The organism is Sphingomonas qilianensis (assembly GCF_039614825.1).
In the GTDB taxonomy this organism is placed as follows: Bacteria; Pseudomonadota; Alphaproteobacteria; order Sphingomonadales; family Sphingomonadaceae; genus Sphingomonas; species Sphingomonas qilianensis.
Genome location: NZ_JBDIMF010000001.1, coordinates 1,278,102 through 1,297,836 on the forward strand (window position 1 = coordinate 1,278,102; position 19,735 = coordinate 1,297,836).

Annotated in this window: 23 protein-coding genes and 1 tRNA gene; 13 read left to right on the top strand and 11 right to left on the bottom strand. The window is 67.2% G+C overall.

The genetic code is table 11. The features are described 5' to 3' along the window. Nucleotides 1–3 precede the first annotated feature (3 nt). Nucleotides 4–840 (top strand): Rossmann-fold NAD(P)-binding domain-containing protein, encoded by an 837-nt coding sequence (locus ABC969_RS06220; protein WP_345863700.1) that lies wholly within the window; start codon nucleotides 4–6, stop codon nucleotides 838–840. Here ABC969_RS06220 and ABC969_RS06225 read toward each other — a convergent pair. The 3 genes from ABC969_RS06225 to ABC969_RS06235 all read right to left on the bottom strand — a co-directional run bounded on the left by ABC969_RS06225 (nucleotide 750) and on the right by ABC969_RS06235 (nucleotide 3,834). Beyond that, nucleotides 750–1,664: a DMT family transporter gene (locus ABC969_RS06225; protein WP_345863701.1), complete on the bottom strand. Its 915-nt coding sequence runs from the start codon at nucleotides 1,662–1,664 to the stop codon at nucleotides 750–752. The two genes, ABC969_RS06220 and ABC969_RS06225, sit on opposite strands and share 91 nt — an antisense overlap. Continuing rightward, nucleotides 1,664–2,659 carry a UDP-glucose 4-epimerase GalE gene (galE, locus tag ABC969_RS06230; RefSeq protein WP_345863702.1) on the bottom strand — a complete coding sequence of 332 codons (996 nt, stop codon included), beginning with the start codon at nucleotides 2,657–2,659 and terminating at the stop codon, nucleotides 1,664–1,666. The genes ABC969_RS06225 and galE overlap by 1 nt, the downstream gene beginning before the upstream one ends. Before the next feature lie 182 nt (nucleotides 2,660–2,841). After that, nucleotides 2,842–3,834, bottom strand: coding sequence for an L-threonylcarbamoyladenylate synthase (locus ABC969_RS06235; protein WP_345863703.1), 993 nt, complete (start codon nucleotides 3,832–3,834; stop codon nucleotides 2,842–2,844). A gap of 42 nt (nucleotides 3,835–3,876) precedes the next feature. Here ABC969_RS06235 and ABC969_RS06240 point away from each other — a divergent pair, with 42 nt between their 5' ends. Next, entirely contained in the window at nucleotides 3,877–5,601 is a 1,725-nt protein-coding gene (locus tag ABC969_RS06240) for an acyl-CoA dehydrogenase family protein (RefSeq protein ID WP_345863704.1), read from the top strand. Then, complete coding sequence (locus tag ABC969_RS06245) at nucleotides 5,598–6,395, top strand: arylamine N-acetyltransferase family protein (RefSeq protein WP_345863705.1); 798 nt, start codon at nucleotides 5,598–5,600, stop codon at nucleotides 6,393–6,395. The genes ABC969_RS06240 and ABC969_RS06245 overlap by 4 nt, the downstream gene beginning before the upstream one ends. A gap of 121 nt (nucleotides 6,396–6,516) precedes the next feature. Here the strand turns inward: ABC969_RS06245 and ABC969_RS06250 are convergent, their stop codons facing one another. Together ABC969_RS06250 and ABC969_RS06255 are read right to left on the bottom strand one after the other, a co-directional pair. After that, nucleotides 6,517–6,873 (bottom strand): GntR family transcriptional regulator, encoded by a 357-nt coding sequence (locus tag ABC969_RS06250; protein WP_345863706.1) that lies wholly within the window; start codon nucleotides 6,871–6,873, stop codon nucleotides 6,517–6,519. 49 nt (nucleotides 6,874–6,922) lie between these two features. Then, the gene (locus tag ABC969_RS06255; RefSeq protein ID WP_345863708.1) at nucleotides 6,923–7,519 is read right to left on the bottom strand and encodes a nitroreductase family protein; all 597 of its coding nucleotides are present in this window, start codon (nucleotides 7,517–7,519) and stop codon (nucleotides 6,923–6,925) included. 111 nt (nucleotides 7,520–7,630) lie between these two features. Between ABC969_RS06255 and ABC969_RS06260 the strand changes: the two genes are divergently transcribed. Next, complete coding sequence (locus ABC969_RS06260; RefSeq protein WP_345863709.1) at nucleotides 7,631–9,439, top strand: peptide MFS transporter; 1,809 nt, start codon at nucleotides 7,631–7,633, stop codon at nucleotides 9,437–9,439. Between the two features lie 62 nt (nucleotides 9,440–9,501). On the opposite strand, the gene ABC969_RS06265 is transcribed toward ABC969_RS06260, so the two are convergent. Continuing rightward, nucleotides 9,502–9,663, bottom strand: coding sequence for a hypothetical protein (locus ABC969_RS06265; protein WP_345863710.1), 162 nt, complete (start codon nucleotides 9,661–9,663; stop codon nucleotides 9,502–9,504). A 417-nt stretch (nucleotides 9,664–10,080) separates the two neighbouring features. Here ABC969_RS06265 and ABC969_RS06270 point away from each other — a divergent pair, with 417 nt between their 5' ends. Further along, on the top strand, nucleotides 10,081–10,557 hold the full coding sequence (locus ABC969_RS06270; RefSeq protein WP_345863711.1) for a hypothetical protein: 477 nt from the start codon (nucleotides 10,081–10,083) through the stop codon (nucleotides 10,555–10,557). A gap of 27 nt (nucleotides 10,558–10,584) precedes the next feature. Here the strand turns inward: ABC969_RS06270 and ABC969_RS06275 are convergent, their stop codons facing one another. From ABC969_RS06275 to ABC969_RS06285, 3 genes are read right to left on the bottom strand one after another with little or no spacing between them, the layout of a single operon-like run. After that, nucleotides 10,585–11,436 carry an oxygenase MpaB family protein gene (locus ABC969_RS06275; RefSeq protein ID WP_345863713.1) on the bottom strand — a complete coding sequence of 284 codons (852 nt, stop codon included), beginning with the start codon at nucleotides 11,434–11,436 and terminating at the stop codon, nucleotides 10,585–10,587. Next, the gene (locus ABC969_RS06280) at nucleotides 11,436–12,977 is read right to left on the bottom strand and encodes an ABC transporter permease/substrate-binding protein (RefSeq protein ID WP_345863714.1); all 1,542 of its coding nucleotides are present in this window, start codon (nucleotides 12,975–12,977) and stop codon (nucleotides 11,436–11,438) included. Before ABC969_RS06280 ends, ABC969_RS06275 begins: the two co-directional genes overlap by 1 nt. Continuing rightward, nucleotides 12,974–13,747 carry an ATP-binding cassette domain-containing protein gene (locus ABC969_RS06285; RefSeq protein WP_345863716.1) on the bottom strand — a complete coding sequence of 258 codons (774 nt, stop codon included), beginning with the start codon at nucleotides 13,745–13,747 and terminating at the stop codon, nucleotides 12,974–12,976. Before ABC969_RS06285 ends, ABC969_RS06280 begins: the two co-directional genes overlap by 4 nt. Nucleotides 13,748–13,821: 74 nt before the next feature. Here ABC969_RS06285 and ABC969_RS06290 point away from each other — a divergent pair, with 74 nt between their 5' ends. After that, nucleotides 13,822–14,616 carry an SDR family oxidoreductase gene (locus tag ABC969_RS06290; RefSeq protein WP_345863717.1) on the top strand — a complete coding sequence of 265 codons (795 nt, stop codon included), beginning with the start codon at nucleotides 13,822–13,824 and terminating at the stop codon, nucleotides 14,614–14,616. Here ABC969_RS06290 and ABC969_RS06295 read toward each other — a convergent pair. Further along, nucleotides 14,613–14,909, bottom strand: a complete 297-nt coding sequence (locus tag ABC969_RS06295) for a 4a-hydroxytetrahydrobiopterin dehydratase (protein ID WP_345863718.1) — start codon at nucleotides 14,907–14,909, stop codon at nucleotides 14,613–14,615. The two genes, ABC969_RS06290 and ABC969_RS06295, sit on opposite strands and share 4 nt — an antisense overlap. A 49-nt stretch (nucleotides 14,910–14,958) precedes the next feature. On the opposite strand from ABC969_RS06295, the gene ABC969_RS06300 reads away from it, so the two are divergent. From ABC969_RS06300 to ABC969_RS06320, 5 genes are all read left to right on the top strand, one after another. Then, entirely contained in the window at nucleotides 14,959–15,381 is a 423-nt protein-coding gene (locus tag ABC969_RS06300) for a metallopeptidase family protein (protein WP_345863719.1), read from the top strand. After that, nucleotides 15,378–15,962 (top strand): heme ABC exporter ATP-binding protein CcmA, encoded by a 585-nt coding sequence (gene ccmA, locus ABC969_RS06305; protein ID WP_345863721.1) that lies wholly within the window; start codon nucleotides 15,378–15,380, stop codon nucleotides 15,960–15,962. Before ABC969_RS06300 ends, ccmA begins: the two co-directional genes overlap by 4 nt. Continuing rightward, nucleotides 15,953–16,597, top strand: coding sequence for a heme exporter protein CcmB (locus tag ABC969_RS06310; RefSeq protein WP_345863723.1), 645 nt, complete (start codon nucleotides 15,953–15,955; stop codon nucleotides 16,595–16,597). Before ccmA ends, ABC969_RS06310 begins: the two co-directional genes overlap by 10 nt. An 82-nt stretch (nucleotides 16,598–16,679) precedes the next feature. Continuing rightward, on the top strand, nucleotides 16,680–17,096 hold the full coding sequence (locus ABC969_RS06315; RefSeq protein WP_345863724.1) for a cupin domain-containing protein: 417 nt from the start codon (nucleotides 16,680–16,682) through the stop codon (nucleotides 17,094–17,096). Between the two features lie 4 nt (nucleotides 17,097–17,100). Beyond that, nucleotides 17,101–17,439 (top strand): hypothetical protein, encoded by a 339-nt coding sequence (locus tag ABC969_RS06320; RefSeq protein WP_345863725.1) that lies wholly within the window; start codon nucleotides 17,101–17,103, stop codon nucleotides 17,437–17,439. A 12-nt stretch (nucleotides 17,440–17,451) separates the two neighbouring features. On the opposite strand, the gene ABC969_RS06325 is transcribed toward ABC969_RS06320, so the two are convergent. Further along, nucleotides 17,452–17,525, bottom strand: a tRNA-Gln gene (locus ABC969_RS06325). Between the two features lie 159 nt (nucleotides 17,526–17,684). Between ABC969_RS06325 and ABC969_RS06330 the strand changes: the two genes are divergently transcribed. Together ABC969_RS06330 and ABC969_RS06335 are read left to right on the top strand one after the other, a co-directional pair. Then, nucleotides 17,685–18,791, top strand: a complete 1,107-nt coding sequence (locus tag ABC969_RS06330; protein ID WP_345863727.1) for a Ppx/GppA phosphatase family protein — start codon at nucleotides 17,685–17,687, stop codon at nucleotides 18,789–18,791. Between the two features lie 13 nt (nucleotides 18,792–18,804). Beyond that, the gene (locus ABC969_RS06335; protein ID WP_345863729.1) at nucleotides 18,805–19,494 is read left to right on the top strand and encodes an RlmE family RNA methyltransferase; all 690 of its coding nucleotides are present in this window, start codon (nucleotides 18,805–18,807) and stop codon (nucleotides 19,492–19,494) included. The last annotated feature ends 241 nt before the right edge of the window (nucleotides 19,495–19,735 follow it).

Sequence of the window (19,735 nt, forward strand, 5' to 3'; positions counted from 1 at the left end):
ACCATGGCGCGCCTGTTGATCTTCGGCCTCGGCTATACCGCCGAGCGCATCGCCGCCGCGCTGGCGGCGCAGGGCTGGCACGTTAGCGGCACGAGCCGCGACGGCCGCAACGGCACGATCGCCTTTGCCGACGGCCAGGCGATCACGCGCGAGATCGCGCTGGCCACGCACATCCTGTCCTCGGTGCCGCCCGCCGCGGAGCAGGATCCGGTGCTTGCCACCTATGGCGCGCAGCTCGCGCACAGCCGCGCCTGGCTGGGTTATCTCTCCTCCACCGGCGTGTATGGCGATGCCGCCGGTGCGTGGGTCGACGAAAGCGCGCCGATCCGCGGGCGGCGCGGCGCGCGCGCGGCGGCGGATGGCGCGTGGCTCGCGCTCGGCGCGCGCGTATTTCGCCTGCCGGGGATTTACGGCCCGGGCCGCTCGGCGCTCGACCGCGTTGCCGAGGGCCGCGCGCACCGTGTCGATCTGCCGACCCAGGTGTTCAGCCGCGTGCATGTCGACGACATCGTCAGCGGCGTGCTGGCCGCGCGCGATGCGCCGGCAGGCGCCTACAATCTCTCCGACGACGAACCCTGCGGGCAGAACGAGGTGATCGCCTTTGCCGCCGCGTTGCTAGGCCTCGCCCCGCCCCCGTTCGTCGCGCTCGAGACGCTGAGCCCGATGGCGCGCGCTTTTTATGCCGAGAACCGCCGCGTCGCGAACGGCAAGGCCAAGCGCGTGCTTGGCTGGCAATTGCGCTATCCCGATTACCGGGTGGGTCTGCGCGCTCTCAACGCAATGACCAGACCGACCATCGCCAGCGCCGCGCCGGCGCCGGCCAGCACCGACCAGCGATAGCCCTCGAACAGCGTTGACAGGATCATCGCGATCACCGGGGTGAGCACGCCCGAATAGGCCGCCTTGGCCGGCCCGATCGTGCGGATCAGCCCGAAATAGAGCGTAAAGGCGATCGCCGAGGCGAACACGCCGAGATACAGCACGCCAAGCACATAAGCGGCGCGGAACTCGAATACCGGCGGCCCGGTCAGCGTGAAGGCGAGCAGCCCATCGAAGACCGCGCCGATCAGCATCGATATGCCGAGCATCGTCGCCATCGGATAGCGTCGCGCGGTCTGCGTGCCCTGCATGACATTGGCGGTGGAGGCAGAGCATACCGCGAGCAGGGTGATGCCGATGCCGATCAGCACGGCGTGCGACCCGCTGCCGCTGACGCGCGCTTCATGCAGGAACAGCAGCGCCACGCCGGCCATCGCCACGAGCGACCCGATCAGCAGTTGCGCGCCCATCCGCTGCCCGAGGAAGATCCGCGCCAGAATGGCATTGGGCACCAGCAGCAACGCGAACACCACCGCCACCAGCCCCGAGGTGACATAGCTTTCCGCGCGATAGACGAAATTGAAGTTGAGGCAGAATTGCGCCAACGCCAGGCACGCGGCAAAGCCCCAGCCGCGCGCATCCAGGCTGAGCTTCTCGCGCTTGACCGCGGCATAGCTCAGCATCGTCACCCCGGCGACGAGGAAGCGATAGGTGACCGACCAGCTCGGCGGCACGACGCCGAGCTGATCCTTGATCACCAGCCAGGTCGAGCCCCAGATCAACGTGACGATGGCGAACGGGATCAGCACCGTCAGCCGGGTGGATTGCGGCGCTGGCTGATCCATTAATCGCGTTCGGACAGAGTCCGCTCCCACGCCAGGGCATCGCTGACGATGAGATCGAGATCGGCGCGCTCGGGCACCCAATCGAGCGTGCGCAGAATGGCGGCATTGTCCGCCACCAACGCGGCGGGATCACCCGGGCGGCGGCCCTGCGGCAGGCGCACGATGGTGCAATTGGTGACACGATCGACCGCATCCAGCACCTCGTTGACCGAATAACCGCGGCCATAACCGGCATTCAGCGTGTGGCTGCGGTGCGGCTCGGCGATCAGCCGCTCGAGCGCGGCGACATGCGCGGCGGCAAGATCGCTGACATGGATATAATCGCGCACCCCGGTGCCGTCGGGCGTGTCGAAATCGGTGCCGAAGATCGCCACCGAGTCCCGTTTGCCCGTCGCCGCCTCGACCGCGACCTTGATCAGATGCGTCGCGCCGTCGGTCGATTGGCCGCTGCGGCCCTGTGGATCGGCGCCGGCGACGTTGAAATAGCGCAAAGCGGCATAATTGATCGGATGCGCCGCGGCGACATCGCGCAGCATCATCTCGGTCATCAGCTTGGAGGTGCCGTAAGGGTTGATCGGCACGGTCGGGCTGGTTTCCGACACCGTCTCGGTGGTCGGCGTGCCATAGGTCGCCGCCGTCGAGGAAAAGATGAAATGCGGCACATGCTCGACCACCGCGCTTTCGAGCAGCGAGCGGCTGGCGACGGTATTGTTGCGATAATATTTGAGCGGATCGCTGACCGATTCGGGCACCACCACCGAGCCGGCGAAATGCATGATCGCCTTGACGTGATAGCCGCGCAGCGCCGCGCGCACGCGGCCCTCATCCTCGATCGCGCATTCGATCAGCGTGGCGCGGTCATCGACTGCCCAGGCAAAGCCGGTGACGAGATTGTCGATCACGACGACCTGGTAGCCGGCATCGAGCAGCGCCAGCACCGCATGGCTGCCGATATATCCGGCCCCGCCCGTTACCATTACCGTCATGTCGCGCATGTGCTGCTCCCTTGGCCTTCCGCCTAACAGCGCAGGGAGCGCGACGCCACTATGGTCGCCTAATACTTCCGTCATCCCGGACTTGGTCCGGGATCCAACGTGCCCCAGAACAATCGGCCGGTGGCTATGTGGCACGTTGGATCCCGGATTAAATCCGGGATGACGGGAGGTTGCGGTTGGGACTAGCGATGCGCCGCGCGGCGCAGGCGATCGTTGATCGCGGCGCCGATGCCGGTGTGCGGAATGGGCGCGATGGCCAGCGTCCGCCGGTCGCTGGCGTCGGCGCGGTGGAGCGCATCGAACAGGTGGGCGGCGGCTTCGGTGAGGTCACCGGTGGCAGAGAGCGTGTCGTCGCCGGGGATGGCGCCGAAACCGATCAGCCATTCGTCTGCGCCCGCTTCGCGGGCTTCGAGGCGCAGCGGTTTGCTCGGCGCATAGTGGCTGTCGAGCTGCCCGGGCGCGGTCACCGCGCTCCCCCGACCGCGGTCCAGGGTAACGGCGCGCAGCGCGTGCGATACTGGCCTCCCGCTTTCGCGGGAGAACAGTGCATCAATCTGTTCGCGCGTGATCGGCCCTTCGCGCAGGATGCTGATCCCCCCGGCGGTCGACACGATCGTCGATTCCACCCCCGCCGTGGTGGCCCCGTCATCGATTACCAGCGGGATGCGCCCGCCCAGGCTTGCCACGACATGCGCCGCGCGCGTCGGGCTGATCGCGCCGCTGGCATTGGCGGAGGGCGCGGCCAGCGGCACGCCGCTTGCCGCGAGCACGCTGCGCATCGCGCGGTGCGCCGGCACGCGGATCGCGACCGTCTCCAGCCCGGCCGTCACCAGCGAAGCGATCCCCGCATCGGGCTTCACCGGCAGCACCAGCGTGAGTGGCCCCGGCCAGAACGCCGCCGCCAGCCGCAACGCCACCGCATCGAACACCGCGATCCGCTCAGCCGCCGCCAGATCGAGCACATGCACGATCAGCGGATTGAAACTCGGCCGGCCCTTGGCGGCATAAATCCCCGCCACCGCGCCCGACTCGGTGGCGTCCGCGGCTAGGCCGTAGACCGTTTCCGTCGGCACCGCGACGCAGCCGCCGGCGGCGATCACCCGCGCCGCATCGGCGATCGCCGCCGCGCCGTAGGGTAAGGTGCGCGTCGCATGCGAGGGATTTGGATTGGCCATAAGCCGGGGCTATAGCGCCGGCACACTGTCAGGATAAGAGCGATGCCCTTCACCCCCGCCACCACCGAACAACGCTTCGTGCTCGATCACATCACCGGCATTGCCGCGCTCGCGCAAAGCGAACGCTTCGCCGCCGCCAGCGACGATGTCGTCGATGCCGTGCTCGACGGCGTCGGGCAGCTGGCCGAGGGCGAATGGGCGCCGCTGCAGCGGATCGGCGATACGGTCGGCGCGAAATGGACCACCGAGGGCGTGGTCATGCCCGACGGCTATGTCGCGGCGTATCACGATTATGTCGAGGGTGGCTGGGGCACGATCGGCGTGCCGGAGGAATTCGGCGGCCAGGGCCTGCCCTTTGCGATTCAGACCGCGGTACTGGAAACGCTGGGCAGCGCCAATATGGGCTTTGCGCTCGCCCCGACGCTGACCGTCGGCGCGATCGAGGCACTGGCGCATCATGGCAGCCCCGAGCAACAGGCGCTGTATCTGCCGCATCTCGCCACCGGCGCATGGACCGGCACGATGAACCTGACCGAGCCGCAGGCCGGATCCGATGTCGGCGCCTTGCGCAGCACGGCCACCCCGCTTGGGGAGGGCAAATTCGCCATCAAGGGCACCAAGATCTATATCTCGTTCGGCGATCACGACATGGCCCCGAACATCGTCCACCTCGTCCTCGCACGCACGCCGGGCGCACCCGCCGGCACCAAGGGCATTTCGCTGTTCCTGGTGCCGAAATACCGGCTGAACGCGGACGGCACGCCGGGCGACTTCAACGATGTCCGTGTCGTTTCGATCGAGCATAAAATGGGTCTGCATGCCTCGCCAACCTGCGTGCTGAGCTTCGGCGATAACGACGATTGCATCGGTGAGCTGATCGGTGGCGAGTTCGGCGGCATCCGCGCGATGTTCACGATGATGAACAATGCGCGCCTGAACGTCGGCCTGCAGGGCGTGCAGATCGCCGAGGGCGCGACGCAGGCGGCGGTGGCCTATGCGCTGGATCGCGTGCAATCGGCCCGCGCCGGCGGGGCATCGCGCGATTCCGTCCGCATCGTCGAACATCCCGATGTGCGCCGCATGCTGATGCGCATGAAGGCGCAAACGCAGGCCGCGCGCGCTTTGGTCTACCTCGCGGCGGCGCAGGTCGATCGCGCGGCGCTGGGCGAAGCGAGCGCGCAGAACCGGCTGGAGATCCTGACGCCACTGGCCAAGGCGCACGGCACCGATATCGGCTGCGAAGTCAGCTCGATCGGCGTGCAGGTGTTCGGCGGGATGGGCTATATCGAGGAGACGGGCGCGGCGCAGTTCTTCCGCGATGCGCGCATCACCCCGATTTATGAGGGCACCAACGGCATCCAGGCCGCCGATCTCGTCGGGCGCAAGCTCGGGCTCGACAATGGCGCCGCCTTTGCCGCGCTGATCGCCGACATGCGCGCCGAGGCGCAAAATGCCGGGCTGATCGCGCTGATCGATGCCTGCGAGGAAATCGGGCGCGGCATGATGGCGCTGGATGCCGACGACAAACTGGCCGGGTCGTATCCGTTCCTCACCATGCTGTCGGTGGCGACGTGCGGCTGGCTGATGGAGCGTCTTGGCCGTGTAGCCGACAGCGCGGAGGGCGATGCCAGTTTCCTGGCGATGAAGACGGCGGCGACGCGCTTCTATGTCGAACAGATCGTGCCCGAGGCATTGGGCCTCAAGGCTGCGGCGACGGCCAGGGCGGACGTGCTGTATTCGGTCGAGGCCGAGGCATTCGCGGCATGAGTTTCGCCCTGGACGCGTATCTCGCGCGCCTGACGCTGGGCGCGCGGCCGTCGCCCGATGCCGAGGGCCTGGCGCGGCTGCAACGCGCGCACCGGCTGGCGATTCCGTTCGAAAATCTCGACGTGATGCTCGGTCGCGGCATCGCCATCGACAGCGATGCCGTGTTCGCCAAGCTGGTGACGGCGCGGCGCGGCGGCTATTGCTTCGAGCATAACCGGCTGTTCGGCGATGCGCTGGCGGCGCTGGGCTTTACCGCACGGCCGCTGCTCGGTCGCGTGTGGATCCTCAATCCGGAACAGACGCCGGGCCTGACGCATACGCTGAGCCTGGTGACGATCGACGGGCAGGACTGGATCGCCGATCCCGGGTTCGGCGGCAGCTATACCCCGCCGATGCCGTTGCTCGACGGCGCGACCGCCGTGGCGCCCGATGGCGCGACGTTCCGGCTGGAGGCGGACGCGGTGTATGGCTGGATGCTGTCGCGCGATGCCGGCGAGGGCTGGCAGCGGCAATATAGCTTCACGCTGGCCGAGGTGTGGGACGCCGATCTGCAGATCGGCAATCACTGGTGCGCCACCGCGCCGGCGAGCCGCTTCACGCAGAGCGCCATCGTCAGCATCGTGCTGCCGGGCGGCTTTGCCAGCCTCAACGGCAACGCCTATCGCCGGCGCAACGGCGCAGACGAGGCGAGCGCGGAAATCAGCGATCCGCGCGTGTACAAGCTCAGGCTCAGCATGTTGTTCGGGATCGATCTCAGCGCGGACGCGGTGGCGGCGCTGCGCGTTTTCGACTGAGCGCTGCCAGCCAAATGCGCGTCATCCCAGCGTAAGCTGGGAGCTCATGCGGTGGCGCGGGACAAGAGCCGCACGAGACCCCAGCTTGCGCTAGGGTGACAAGATGGCGACGACAGAAAGCCTAAGCCCGCTCGCGCTCCAGCAACTCCGCCACGTCGAGCCCGAGCAGATCGATATGGCTGCGAATGCGCGGCCAGCTCGTGGTGAGAAAATGGTCGCGCTCGGCGAGCTTCAATTTCTCCGCCGCGCCCGGCAGCACGAACATGCCGACACCGCGGCGCACCTCGACATAGCCGTCATCCTGAAAGCTCTGATAGGCCTTGGCCACGGTCAGCGGATTGGCGCCATGTTCGGCGGCGAGCGCGCGCACCGAGGGCAGCTGATCCCCCGCACGAAAATCGCCGCGCAGGATCGCCGCGGAAATCGTCGCGCGCAGCTTCAGGTATACCGGGCTGTCTTCGCTGTTGAGCGCTGTCATAGCGCCTTAATACAGCAATGGGCCATTCCGTCCAGTGGCTTGATCTCGATTATACTGGCGGAGACCAATGCGACACGATCCGCGCCAGCGCCGGCCGCGGGCGTTCGTCGAGCGGCCGGCCCGGCGTGCCGATGAACATGAAGCCGGCGATCCGCTCGGGCGCCGCACCGAAGGCATCGCGCACCGCATCGCTGACGCTCGGCCAGCCGGTCAGCCAGCCGCCCGCATAACCCAGCGCATGCACCGCGTGGAGCAGGTTCATGCACGCCGCGCCGGCGGACAATTCCTGCTCCCACAAGGGAATATGGCTCTCGGTCTTGGGGGAAAACAGCGCCACCACCAAAGTCGGCGCCTGATGCGCGAATTGCTCGAGCGAGTCGATTTCGCTGCGGGTCGCCTGCGGTCGCTCGGCGCGGTAGGCATTGGTGATCACCGTGGCGAGCGCATCGCGCGCGCCGGCATCGACGATCACGAAGCGCCACGGCGCGATCTTGCCGTGGTCCGGCGTGCGCGCGGCGATCGTCAGGATCTGATCGAGTTCGGCGGCATCGGGGCCCGGCGCGACCAGGTCGCGCGGTTTGCCCGAACGGCGGGTGGCGAGCAGCGAGAGCGGCGTGGAGCGGTCATTGAAGGTCATACCCGCCATCTAGGCATGGCGAGCGCGTATTTACACTGCTGCGTTAGCCGCTACTCTCGCCGCCATCCAACGCGCCGCATCCTCAGACGGCGCCCCAGAGTATCAGGGAGCGTTTTAAGAATGGTCGACACCCCCACCGCGGATTCCCGCGGCGAGCCGGATATCAGCCACGTTAATCCCGCCGAGCAAAAGACCTGGTTCGGCCACCCCCCCCAACTCGCGCGGCTGTTCACCACCGAAATGTGGGAGCGGTTCGGCTATTACGGCATGCGCGCGCTGCTCACGTTGTATCTCACCAAGCATTTCGTGTTCGGCGATCGCCAGGCCACCGGCCTGTATGGCGGGTTCACCGCGCTCGTTTATCTCACCCCGCTGATCGGCGGCTATCTCGCCGATCAATATCTCGGCTCCAAGCGCGCGGTGAAATTCGGCGCGGTCCTAATGTCGCTGGGCTATTTCGTGCTGTGTTTCGGCGGGCAGACCGCCACGCCGTTCGCCACGATCGACGGGCAGCGCTACGCGGTCGAGGTGCGCCAGGAAAATGGCGGCGAGACGCGCTATGTCACCAACAGCGCGCCCGGCGCCATCGCCGCGCCGCTCAAGGTAAAGGGCAATGACGACGGCACCGTGACGCTGACGCGCGCGGATGGCAGCGTCGCGCAGACCGTGGCCAAGGGCGGCTTCGTCTCCGATGCCGATCGCAGCCCGTTCTACGTCGCCTTGATGCTGCTCGCACTGTCGATGGTTTCGGTCGGCAACGGCTTCTTCAAACCCAATATCTCGACCATGGTCGGCGAACTGTATCAGCAAGGCGACCGACGCCGCGATTCGGGCTTTACGATCTTCTACATGGGCATCAACCTGGGATCGCTGGGCTCGCAGATCCTGTGCCCGTTCCTGGCCGATGCGGTCGGCTGGTGGGCCGGGTTCGGGCTTGCCGCGATCGGCATGCTGTTCTCGTTCGCGCTGATCCAGTTCGATGGCGGCAAGCTTGCCGGCTATGGTGAATCGCCGATCGCGGCAGGGCAGAAGGATCCCGCGCTCGGTATCTTCGCGCTCGCTTTGCTCGGCGTGCCGGCCTTTTATCTGCTGTTCGTCAATCTGATGAACATGGCGCCGCAAGTGCCGGGATCCGGCATCGTCGGCTATATCGCCTCGCTGTCGCTGATGGGCAAATTGCTGTTCGGCACGTTCCTCATCGCCGTTCCAGGCATCCTCATCTGGTCGTTCCTGAAAGGGTCCGCCAAGGAATTCCAGATGATGCTGGCGGCGATGGTGCTGGTCGTGTTCAACGTGGTGTTCTGGACGTTGTTCGAACAGGCCGGTTCGTCGCTCACGCTGTTTGCCGATCGCAACACCGAATTGTCGTTGCTCGGCATTCCGATTTCCGCCGGGCAGACGCAATTCTTCAACGCCTTCTTCATCGTCGCGCTGGCACCGGTGATGAGCTTCCTATGGACCAGCCTTGCCAAACGCGGGCTGGAGCCCTCGATCCCGGTGAAGTTCGGCATCGCGCTGATCGGCGTCGGGCTCGGCTTCCTGTTCCTCGTCTGGGGCACGTCGTTTGCCGGGCCGGACTTCAAGGTCGCCTTGTGGTGGCTGGCCGGGCTCTACTTCATCCACAGCTTCGCCGAATTGTGCATCTCGCCCGTGGGGCTCAGCATGATCACCAAGCTGTCGATCGCGCGCATCGTCGGGCTGATGATGGGCGTGTGGTTCCTGTCGATCTCGGTCGCGCAATATGTCGCCGGGATCGTCGCGCAGGTCGCCAGCGTCGAGACAGTGGGCGGCGAGGTGACCAACCTCAAGGTCAGCCTGGATACTTATTCGGGCGTGTTCACCACCATCTCGCATGTCGCGATCGCGCTCGGCATCCTGCTGCTGCTGCTCGCCTGGCCGCTCAAGAAGTGGATGCACGGCGTCAAATAACGTGCCGCCGCCGGTGCCGGGCGCGCGGCACCGGCGGCCATGTTACCGCCATCGCGGCGATACTATCCGCGCCAATCGGCCTCGATATGATCGTGGCCGACGGCGTATTTCTGTTCGATCAGCGCCATTGAATGGCCGATATGCGCGGCAATGGCGAAATCGCCGGCCGCCTCCAACGATCGGCACGCCTCCTGCAGCAGCGCATACACTTGCAAGGGGTCCATTCTCGTCTCCGCCACCGTCGACCCCGGTCGCATTCCGGGCAAGCGCCGGCCTATACATGGCGGCGGCGACCATCAAACGCGGAATTGGGTGCCGCCGCGTGATGCGATGTCCCATCGGTCAGACAATAGGCACCGCAATGGGTTGATCTTGGCAATATCCGTAGCGTCGGATTGCCCGGCGGAATCCTGCTCTTAATCGAGGTTAACGATAACATGCGAAACGGAGGCGTAAAAAAACCGTCCGTGGCTGAAAGTACTGGCCCAGCAAGGCTGGCAAAGATGCACCATTGTGCGATGCATGACCTTTGCAATATGATCCATGTTTAGATACCCAAGGTATATTGGGCAAAAGCCAAATTGGCAGGCGGAGGGCCGGACCGCATTGCAGTGTATTGTTTCGGTGCAGGAGCGCGTGGGATGGAAACCGTTGAGGACCTGATTCGCGATTTCAGTTCAAAACTCGGTGCCGTCGCCGGTGAGTTCAGTTCGCGCGCCGACCGGATCATTGCCTCCGGGTGCCTCAGCAATGGCGCCAGCACCGGGCAGGCAGCGGAACACCACGACCTCGTCGCGCAGGCGCGACATCACCTTGCCGTACGCAAGGCGCGCCGCCGCCATTTCCCGACCGATCTGTTCCACGAACCGGCATGGGAAATGCTGATCGCGTTGTTCGTGATCTACGAAACCGATCACAGCATGAACGTAAAGGCGCTGGTATCATGCAGCGACGCGCCCGCCACGACCTCGCAACGCTGGATCGATCATCTCCACAAATCCGGGCTGATCGATCGCGTAACCGATCCGATCGATCGCCGGCGGGTGGATATTTCGCTCAGCGAACAAGGCAATGAGGCGATGGTGCGGTATCTCACCGAAGTCGCCGGTCTCGCCTGAGTTCACCCCGGCGACACAACGACCACGCTAGGCCTGAAACGCCCAGCGCAACATCCGCGCCAGCCCGAACGTGCCCGCCGCGACCAGCGGCCGGCCCAGCCCCGACGCGGGCAAACCGTGCATCTCCCGCGCCCAGCGCGGCAGCAGATCGACCGCCGCCTGGAAGGTGACGATCTGGATCGGCTGCGCAGCGAGCTTGGGGGAGCGCTGCGACAGCACGATCTGCGCCACCTCGCGGCTGCGCGCATCGGCGACCAACTCGGGGCGCATCGCCGCGATCAGCGCCAGCGCCTCGGCCTTGCTGCGCGGCACGGGATCCGCGCCGAGCCGCTCGCCGATCACCGCCACCTCGGCAAAATAGCGGTCCTGCTCGGCCAGCGGCATGGCCGGATTGCCGTAAGCCAGCCAGGCGTCGAGAAAGCTCGTCATTTCCGTGACATGCACCCAGGCGAGCAGGCGCGGATCATCCGCGCTATAGGCCGTGCCATCGGGCAAGGTGCCGGCAACATGGTGATGGATCTTGCGCACGCGCGCCATCACCGCTTCCGCCTCCTCGCGCGAGCCATAAGTGGTAAGCGCGATGAACCGCGCGGTGCGCCTGAGCCGCCCGATCATGTCGCGCCGGAAGTCGCTGTGATCCCATACGCCCGCCAGCACGCCGGGGTGCAGCATCTGCAACAGCAGCGACGCAACGCCGCCGACCATCATCGTCGTGACATCGCCGTGGACCTGCCAGGCGACCGAGCCCGGCCCGAACAACCCGTCGGCGCGCCGCTGCACCGGCTGCTGGCCGCGCTGCTGATCGTTGAACACCTGGCGCACCTCGCCGATGATGCGGCGCTTGACCTGCGCGAAGGGAGAGAGATCGGCCAGCGCCATCAGCGCAGCCCGATCCGCTGCTCCAGCCAGCGCGCCGCCTGCTCGGGCGAGGTCTTGTTGTCGTCTCGATCGACCATGTAATTCGCTTCCCGCATCGCTGCCACCGGGACACGCCCGATCAGCGGCTTCAACGCATGTACCAGCCGTTGGTCGCGTGCCGCGGTGCGCGATACGAGCAGCATCGCGTCATAACTGGGAATGGCGCGCCGCGGATCGGTCAACACCGTCAGTTTCTGCGCCGCGATGCGCCCATCGGAGGAAAAAGCGGAAATCACATCGCCCTGCCTGCTATCCAGCGCACGATACATGAAGGTGGGCGCATACGCATGCGCCGATTTGAATTTTAGCGGGTAAGCCCGCTTCACCGCCGCCCATTCGGGGCGTTCGAGAAATTCGAGATCGGCCGAGAAATTCAGCGCCGGCGCCGCGCCGACCAGATCGTCGAGCGAGACGATGCCGCGCCTTCTGGCGTCATCGCCGCGCATGGCAAAGGCATAGGCATTTTCGAACCCCAGCGAGCCGAGCAGCGTGATGCCGAACGTCTGCTGCGCCCAGGCACCGATCTCGGCCAGCATCGCCGGACGCGTCGGCACATCGCGGCGGCGCATCTCGTTGGCCCAGACCGTGCCCGAATAATCGACATAGACATCGATCGTGCCGTTCTTCAGCGCGCCGAACACGACCGCCGAGCCCAGCCCCTCGCGGTACCGCACGGTATAGCCATCCCGCTCGAGCTGGTGACCGATCAGCCGCGCCAGGATGAATTGTTCGGAAAAGCCCTTGGCGCCGATCGTGATTACGGTGTCGTCGCCCGCGCGTGGCCAAAGCGGTGCCAGCGCGATCGCGACACCCAGCGCCAGCACCGCGGCGGCCATCCAGATCTGCATCCGGCGGCGGTGGCGGATGCCGTGTTCGATCATGCCGAGCAGCGCATCGACCGCCAGCGCCAGCCCCGCCGCGCTGAGGCAGCCGGCCAGCACCAGCGCCCAGTTCTGCGTTTGCAGCCCGGCGAAGATCATGTCGCCAAGGCTCGGCTGGCCGACCGTGGTGGACAGCGTCGCCGCGCCGATCGTCCACACCGCGGCGGTGCGGATCCCGGCCATCAGCACCGGCGCGACGAGCGGCGCCTCGACCAGGCGCAATTTCTGCCCCGGCGTCATGCCGACGCCGTCCGCCGCCTCGATCGCCGCCGGATCGATGCCGTTCAGCCCGGTGATGCCGTTCCGGAGGATCGGCAGTAGCGCATACAGCGTCAGCGCCAGCAGCGAGGGCAGGAAACCGAGCACCGGTATCCCGCCGCCGACCAGCGCCGAGAGCGACAGCAGCAGCGGATAGAATAAGGCGAGCAAGGCGAGGCTGGGAATGGTCTGCACCAGGCTGGCGAACCCCAGGCTGACACGCGCCACGCCCGCGTGCCGCGCCGACCACACCGCGAGCGGCAGGCTGATGACGAGGCCGAGCACGAGCGCCGAGGCGGCGAGCAACAGATGCGCGGCGAGCAGATCCGGCACGCGGCCCATCGCCTCCCAGAACGCGCTCATGCGCCGCGCTCCAGCGCCTGCAGCCGCCGCGCCTGATCGCGTGGCACCGCGACCAATGCATCCGCCGCCGCCCCACCCTCCCCAGCGAGCAATTCGCGCGGGGTGGCATCGGCGACGATCCTGCCGCGCTCCATCACCAGCACGCGGTCAGCCAGCAGCAATGCTTCGGCCATGTCGTGCGTCACCATGATCGTGGTCAGGCCCAGCGCATCGTGCAGCGCTAGGATCGCCACGCCCAATTGATCGCGCGTCACCGGATCGAGCGCGCCGAACGGCTCGTCCATCAGCATCAGCCCCGGCTGCGTGGCCAGCGCGCGCGCCACGCCGACGCGCTGGCGCTGCCCGCCGGATAGCGCATCGGGCAGGCGCGTGGCGACATCGGCGGGCAGATCGACCAGCGCGAGCAGCTCGGCCACGCGACCGTTGATCGTGGTCCCGGCGAGGCGCAGCCCGATGGCGATATTCTCCGCCACGGTCATGTGCGGGAACAGGCCGATATTCTGGAATACATAGCCGATCCGGCGGCGCAGCGCGTGGGGCTCGGTCGTGGTGACGTCTTCCCCGGCAATCGTGATGCGCCCCGCACTGGGCTCGATCAGCCGGTTGACCATCTTGAGCAAGGTCGACTTGCCCGAGCCCGACGCGCCGACCAAGGCGACGAAGCTGCCCCCGGCGATGTCGAGCGTGACCGCGTCGACCGCGATCGTGGCGCCGTAGCTTTTGGTGACGCCGGCAAAGGCGACCGTGGGGCCGGGCGATGATGGTTGCATCGGAGCGTTGTGCGGGAGCAAACTGGACGGGTCAAACGGAACGGCGCGCCGTTAGCAGGAGCATAGGAGAGACCGTGACCGAACCGCACCCAAAAGCGATCTTCATCACCGGTGGTGCCTCCGGCATCGGGCGCGCGACGGCGCAGTTGTTCGCCGCGCGCGGCTGGCGCGTCGGCCTCGCCGATGTCGATGCCGCCGGGTTGGCCGAGACCGCCGCGGCGCTGCCCGCCGGCATGGCCAGCACGTATCACATGGACGTGCGCGATCGTGCGGCCTGGGTAACGGCGCTCGATGCGTTCACCGCCACCTCCGGCGGGCGGCTCGATGTGTTGTTCAACAATGCCGGGATCGGATCGGGCGGGCCGCTTGCCGACACCGATTTCAACGAGCTCGACCGCGTCATCGCCATCAACCTGATGGGCGCGCTGAACGGCGCGCGGATCGGCCATGCCTATCTCAGGCGCACGCCCGGATCGTGCCTGCTCAACACATCGTCAGCCTCGGCCATTTATGGCTCGGCCGGGCTGGTGCCCTATTCGATGACCAAGTTCGCGGTGCGCGCGCTGAGCGAGGGGCTGGACGGCGAATGGGCGGCGGACGGCATCAAGGCGCGCGCAATCCTGCCGAGCTTTATCGATACGCCGCTGCTGGCGTCGCCGGCCGCCGGCTCCAACCGCTCGATCCGCGAGACGGTAACCGCGGCAGGACTGGAACTGACCCCGGTGGAGGCGGTGGCCGAAGCGGCGTGGACGGCGGTGCACGGCGGCAAGGTGCTAACCTATGTCGGCAAAACCGCGCATCGCATGGCCTTTGCCGCGCGCTGGATGCCAGGCAAATTGCGCCAGATGATGCGCCGTGGCGCGCGCTAGGGCTCGACCAGCGCGTCGATCGCCTCGGCCATGTCGATATCGCGGTGCGACAGCCCGCCCGCGTCATGCGTGGTGAGCAGAATGTCGACGCGGTTCCACACATTGGACCATTCGGGATGATGATCCGCTTTCTCGGCGAGCAGGGCGACCCGCGTCATGAAGGCGAACGCCTGGCTGAAATCGGCAAAGGTAAAGCTGCGCGTGATCGCTTCGCGCGCTTCTTCGAAATCCCATTCGTCGAGCGCATCCAGCGCCTCAGCGCGGTCCGCCTCGCTCAATTGTTCGATCGTCACCGCTTGCTCCCGCTGGCGCGCCCCGCCCCCATTGCGTAAGGCTTAGCGCATGGCCGCCCCGGATCAACCCGCCGATTTACCCGCCGATCGCGCGCCAAGCGCCGCGGTGATCGAGGAGATCGCGCTGGCCACGCTGGAGGCGCTGCCCGCCGAATTCCGCGCGCATCTCGGCGATGTCGTGCTGATCGTCGAGGATCTGGCCGACGCGGATACGCTCACCGTGCTCGGTATCGACCATCCGCTGGATCTCACCGGCCTGTATCATGGCCGTCCGCTGGGCGAGAAATCGTCGAGCGAATCGGGCGCGCCGCCCGATCGCATCCACCTGTATCGCCGCGCCATTCTCGATGAGTGGATCGACACCGATGTCGGGCTGCACGAGCTGGTCGCACACGTGATGATCCATGAGATCGGGCATCATTTCGGCTTGTCCGACGATGACATGCACGCGCTGGAAGACGCAGTCGCTTGAGCGCGGCGCTGGCGTTCGAGCAGGTACGCTGCGACCGCGGCGGACGCCCCCTGTTCGAGCATCTGTCCTTCGCGCTCGCCCCGGGCGACGCCGCGTCGGTGATCGGCCCCAACGGCATCGGCAAGTCCAGCCTGGTGCGTGTCGCGGCGGGGCTGCTGCGCCCGGCGGCGGGCACGGTCATCACCACCGGCGATCGCGCGCTGCTCACCGAGGCGCATGCGCTCGATACGGAACTGCCGCTGGCTGCGGCGCTCGATTTCTGGGCACGAATCGATCACCGGCGCGATGCCGTGGGGGCGGCGCTCGCCGCGTTCGAGCTGACCGCGCTGGCGGCAGTGCCGGTGCGGCTGCTGTCCACCGGGCAACGCAAACGCGCTGGGCTCGCACGCATCGCCGCGAGCGGGGCGGCGACCTGGCTGCTCGACGAGCCGGCCAATGGCCTCGATGCCGCCGCTGTCGGCTTGCTCGAAACAGCGATCGCGCGCCACCGCGCCGCCGGCGGAATCGCGCTGGTCGCGACGCATCAGCCGCTCGCGCTGCCGCACGCGCAGCAGATCGATTTGGCCGCGGCATGCGCCTGATCGCCACGCTGATCGCGCGCGACGTGCGCCGCGCCTGGGCCGGCGGGGGGGTGACGCTCCTCGTCGCGTTCTTTCTGCTCGCCGCGATTCTCTTTCCGTTCGCCATCGGCCCCGACGCAAAACTGCTCGCGCGGGTCGGCGGCGGGGTGATCTGGGCGGCGGCGCTGCTTGCCGCGTTGCTCCCGGTGGAGCGGCTGATCGTGCCGGACAGCGAGGCCGGGCTGCTCGATCAGTTCGCCGTGCGCGGGGTGAGCATGGCGACGGTCGCCGCGGCCAAGATCGTCGCGCACTGGCTGAGCTTCGGCCCGCCGATCATGCTCGCGGGCGTTGCCGCCGCCGGGCTGCTCGATCTGTCGCTGCCCGTGTTGCTCGCGGTCGAATTGGGTCTGCTGATCGGCACGCCGGGGCTCGCCGCGCTGGCGGTGACCACCGCCGGGCTGGTCAGCGGCGTGCGCGGCGCGGGCGCGGTGGCCGGGCTGGTCATGCTGCCGCTGGCCGTGCCGCTGCTGATCTTTGGCGCGGGATCGATCGAGGGCGGCGCCGGTGCGGTGAAGCTGCTCGCCGCGGTCAGCCTGCTGCTGCTCGCCGGCGCGCCGTTCATCGCCGGCGCCGCGCTGCGCGCGACGCTCGACTGACGGCTGGCGCCCGGAGCGATTGCCCCCACGCATCCAAACGCGCCGCTGCTGGTTATGCTGGCAAACCACAGGAGCGAAAACGATGGCGATCTTCAACAAGGACATGATCGAACTGGCCGGCAAGAACGACTTCTTCCAGAAGGAAGTTTACCGCGATGCCAAGGTGCAGATCGTGCTGATGAGCATTCCCGAAGGCGAGGATATCGGCATGGAAACGCACCCCGCCGACCAGACGACTTTCTTCGTTAGCGGCGACGGCCAGGCGACCGTCGATGGCGGGCACACCAAGGTCTCGGTCAACCATCTGATCGTCATCCCCAAGGGCGCCGAGCACAATATCATCAACAAGGGCAGCGGGCCGCTCAAGCTGTTCTCGGTCTATGCCCCGCCGGCCGAACCCGCCGGCGTCGCGCACAAGACCAAGGCGGATGCCGAAGCGGCCGAGGAAGGCATCGTCTCGCGCGCGGCCAAGAAGATCAAGGCGGCAATCAAGGGCTGACGCGATGCCGGCGCCGGTGACGCCCGACGGCCGCTACCTGATGGTGCGCGGCCGTCTCTGGCGCCGCGCCAACCCCGCTTTGCCCGAGCCGACGCGCGCGGCACTCGTCGCGGCGCTGATGGACGCGCGCCGCGCCGTCGCCCGGGGCAGGAAGGCGGATGATCGCGATGCCATCGCCGCGGCGCGCGCGGCGGTGCAGCAGGCCAAGGTGGCGCTGGGCGAGCGCGGCCCCGTCTGGTGGCACGATGCTGCGCCCGATCTCAACCGCCACATGGCGCACACCACGCCTTATGCGGCCTGGGCCGCAACCCTGGCGAAGGACCAGCCGGCAAGCGATCGATGATGGCGGAAGCGCTGGATGCCCCGCGAGGATTCGAACCTCGATAGACGGTATCAGAAACCGCAGTCTTACCATTAGACGACGGGGCATCAGCGAGCGCGCGAGATAGGCGGCGGGTTCGGCGGTGTCAACAACGCAAGGCGCATCGCTTGCCGCTGCCGCGCACCTGCGCTACCTATGCCGCCAAGCACCGAGCGCCGGGCGCACTGCCCTCAGCGTGACGGAAGAACATAATAAGTGAGAACGGCATGGGGGATCAGTCGCCCAGAACGCCGTACCGGCAGCAATACCCTGCCCGTCCGGCACCAGCCCCCGGGAGCCCGCAGCGGGCCTCGCGCGCCGGCCATAGCCCGGCTGCGCCCTCCGCTGCGGCGGCCACCGGCCAGCGCAAGGGCTGGAGCGAGCCGCGCCATTATGCCGCGCTCGATCTCGGCACCAACAATTGCCGGCTGCTCATCGCGCGGCCGCAGGGCGATGGCTTTGCCGTCGTCGATGCCTTTTCGCGGATCGTGCGGCTGGGCGAGGGCCTCGCCGCCACGGGCAAATTGAGCGACGCGGCGATCGAGCGCACGCTGTCCGCGCTGAAAGTCTGCGCGGATAAATTGAAGCGCCGTAACGTGCTGCTGTCGCGCTCGGTCGCCACCGAGGCGTGCCGCCGCGCCGACAATGGCGCCGCGTTCATCGCCCGCGCGCTCGACGAGACGGGCATCCATCTCGACATCATTTCCGCCGAGGAGGAAGCGCGGCTTGCCGTGCTCGGCTGCCATGCGCTGATCGAGCCGGGCGAGGATCCGGCGCTGATCTTCGATATCGGCGGCGGATCGACCGAACTGGTGCTGGTCGATACGCGTTCGGAGGTGCCGCGCGTGCTCGATTGGCATAGTGCGCCATGGGGCGTCGTCTCGCTCACCGAGCATATCGGTTATGCTGACAGCCGGCAGGGGCGGCTCGATGCCTATCAGCGCATGCGCGATATCGTCGCCGAAAGCTTCGCCGCCTTCACCGCGCGGCTGCCGCGCGGGATCGATCGCCCGCGGCTGCTTGGCACCTCGGGCACGGTAACGACGCTGGCCAGCGTGCATCTCGGGCTGTCGCGCTACGACCGCGCCGAGGTCGACGGGCTGATCGTGCCGGCCAGTTCGATGCGCCGGATCAGCGCCGATCTGTCGGGCATGGACCTGGCCGAGCGCGCCACCCTGCCCTGCATCGGCACCGAGCGCGCCGATCTCGTCGTGGCGGGCTGCGCGATCCTCGAGACGATCATGGATTTATGGCCGGCCGAACGGCTCGGCGTGGCGGATCGCGGCATTCGCGAAGGCATTCTCCGCCGCCTGATGGGCAAGGAACGATTATGAGTAAGGCCCCTATATGAGCAAGGATGGCGGCGGGTTGTGGGTCCGCGTCAAGACCGCGCGCAAGCGCACCCCGCAATCGACGCGCTGGCTGCAACGCCAGCTCAACGATCCGTACGTCAAGCGCGCCAAGGCCGACGGCTATCGCAGCCGCGCGGCCTATAAGCTGATCGAGCTCGACGAGCGGTTCGGCTTTCTGAAGGGCAAGAAGCGCGTGCTCGATCTGGGGCTGGCGCCGGGCGGGTGGAGCCAGGTGGTGCGGCGTCAATCGCCTAAGGCGGCGATCGTCGGGATCGATCTGCTGCCGGTCGATCCGATCGACGGCGTGACCATCCTGCACATGGATTTCATGGACGACGCCGCGCCGGACAAGCTCATCGCCGATCTGGGCGGCGCGCCGGATCTGGTGTTGTCCGATATGGCCGCCAACACGGTGGGCCATCCGCAGACCGATGCGCTGCGCACGTTGGGGCTGGTCGAGGCGGCGCTGGCGTTCGCGATCGAGGTGCTCGAGCCGGGCGGCGCGTTCGTCTCGAAGGTGTTTGCCGGCGGCGCCGATTCGGAGCTGGTAGCGGAGATGAAGCGCAACTTCACCACCGTGAAACACGCCAAGCCGCCCGCCAGCCGCAAGGGATCGGTGGAATGGTTCGTCGTGGCGCAGGGCTTCAAGGGCCGGCGCGCGGTGGCGGAGGCGAAGGCAGAGTAAACGAAACTCCTGCCCCACCTGGGGAGGGGACCGTTCGCGTTCTTCACGCGCATGGTGTTGGGGGCACCAAGCAGACCAATAAATCCTCCCCCGCCAGGGGGAGGTGGCGCCGAAGGCGACGGAGGGGGAGGTTGGCGATCAGCTTTCGATTCGCCATCGTCGCTGGAGCGCGACCGCGATGATCTGGCAACCCACGTCGCTCATGTTCGCCAACACCTCGGTGGCCGAATTCAACATTCGC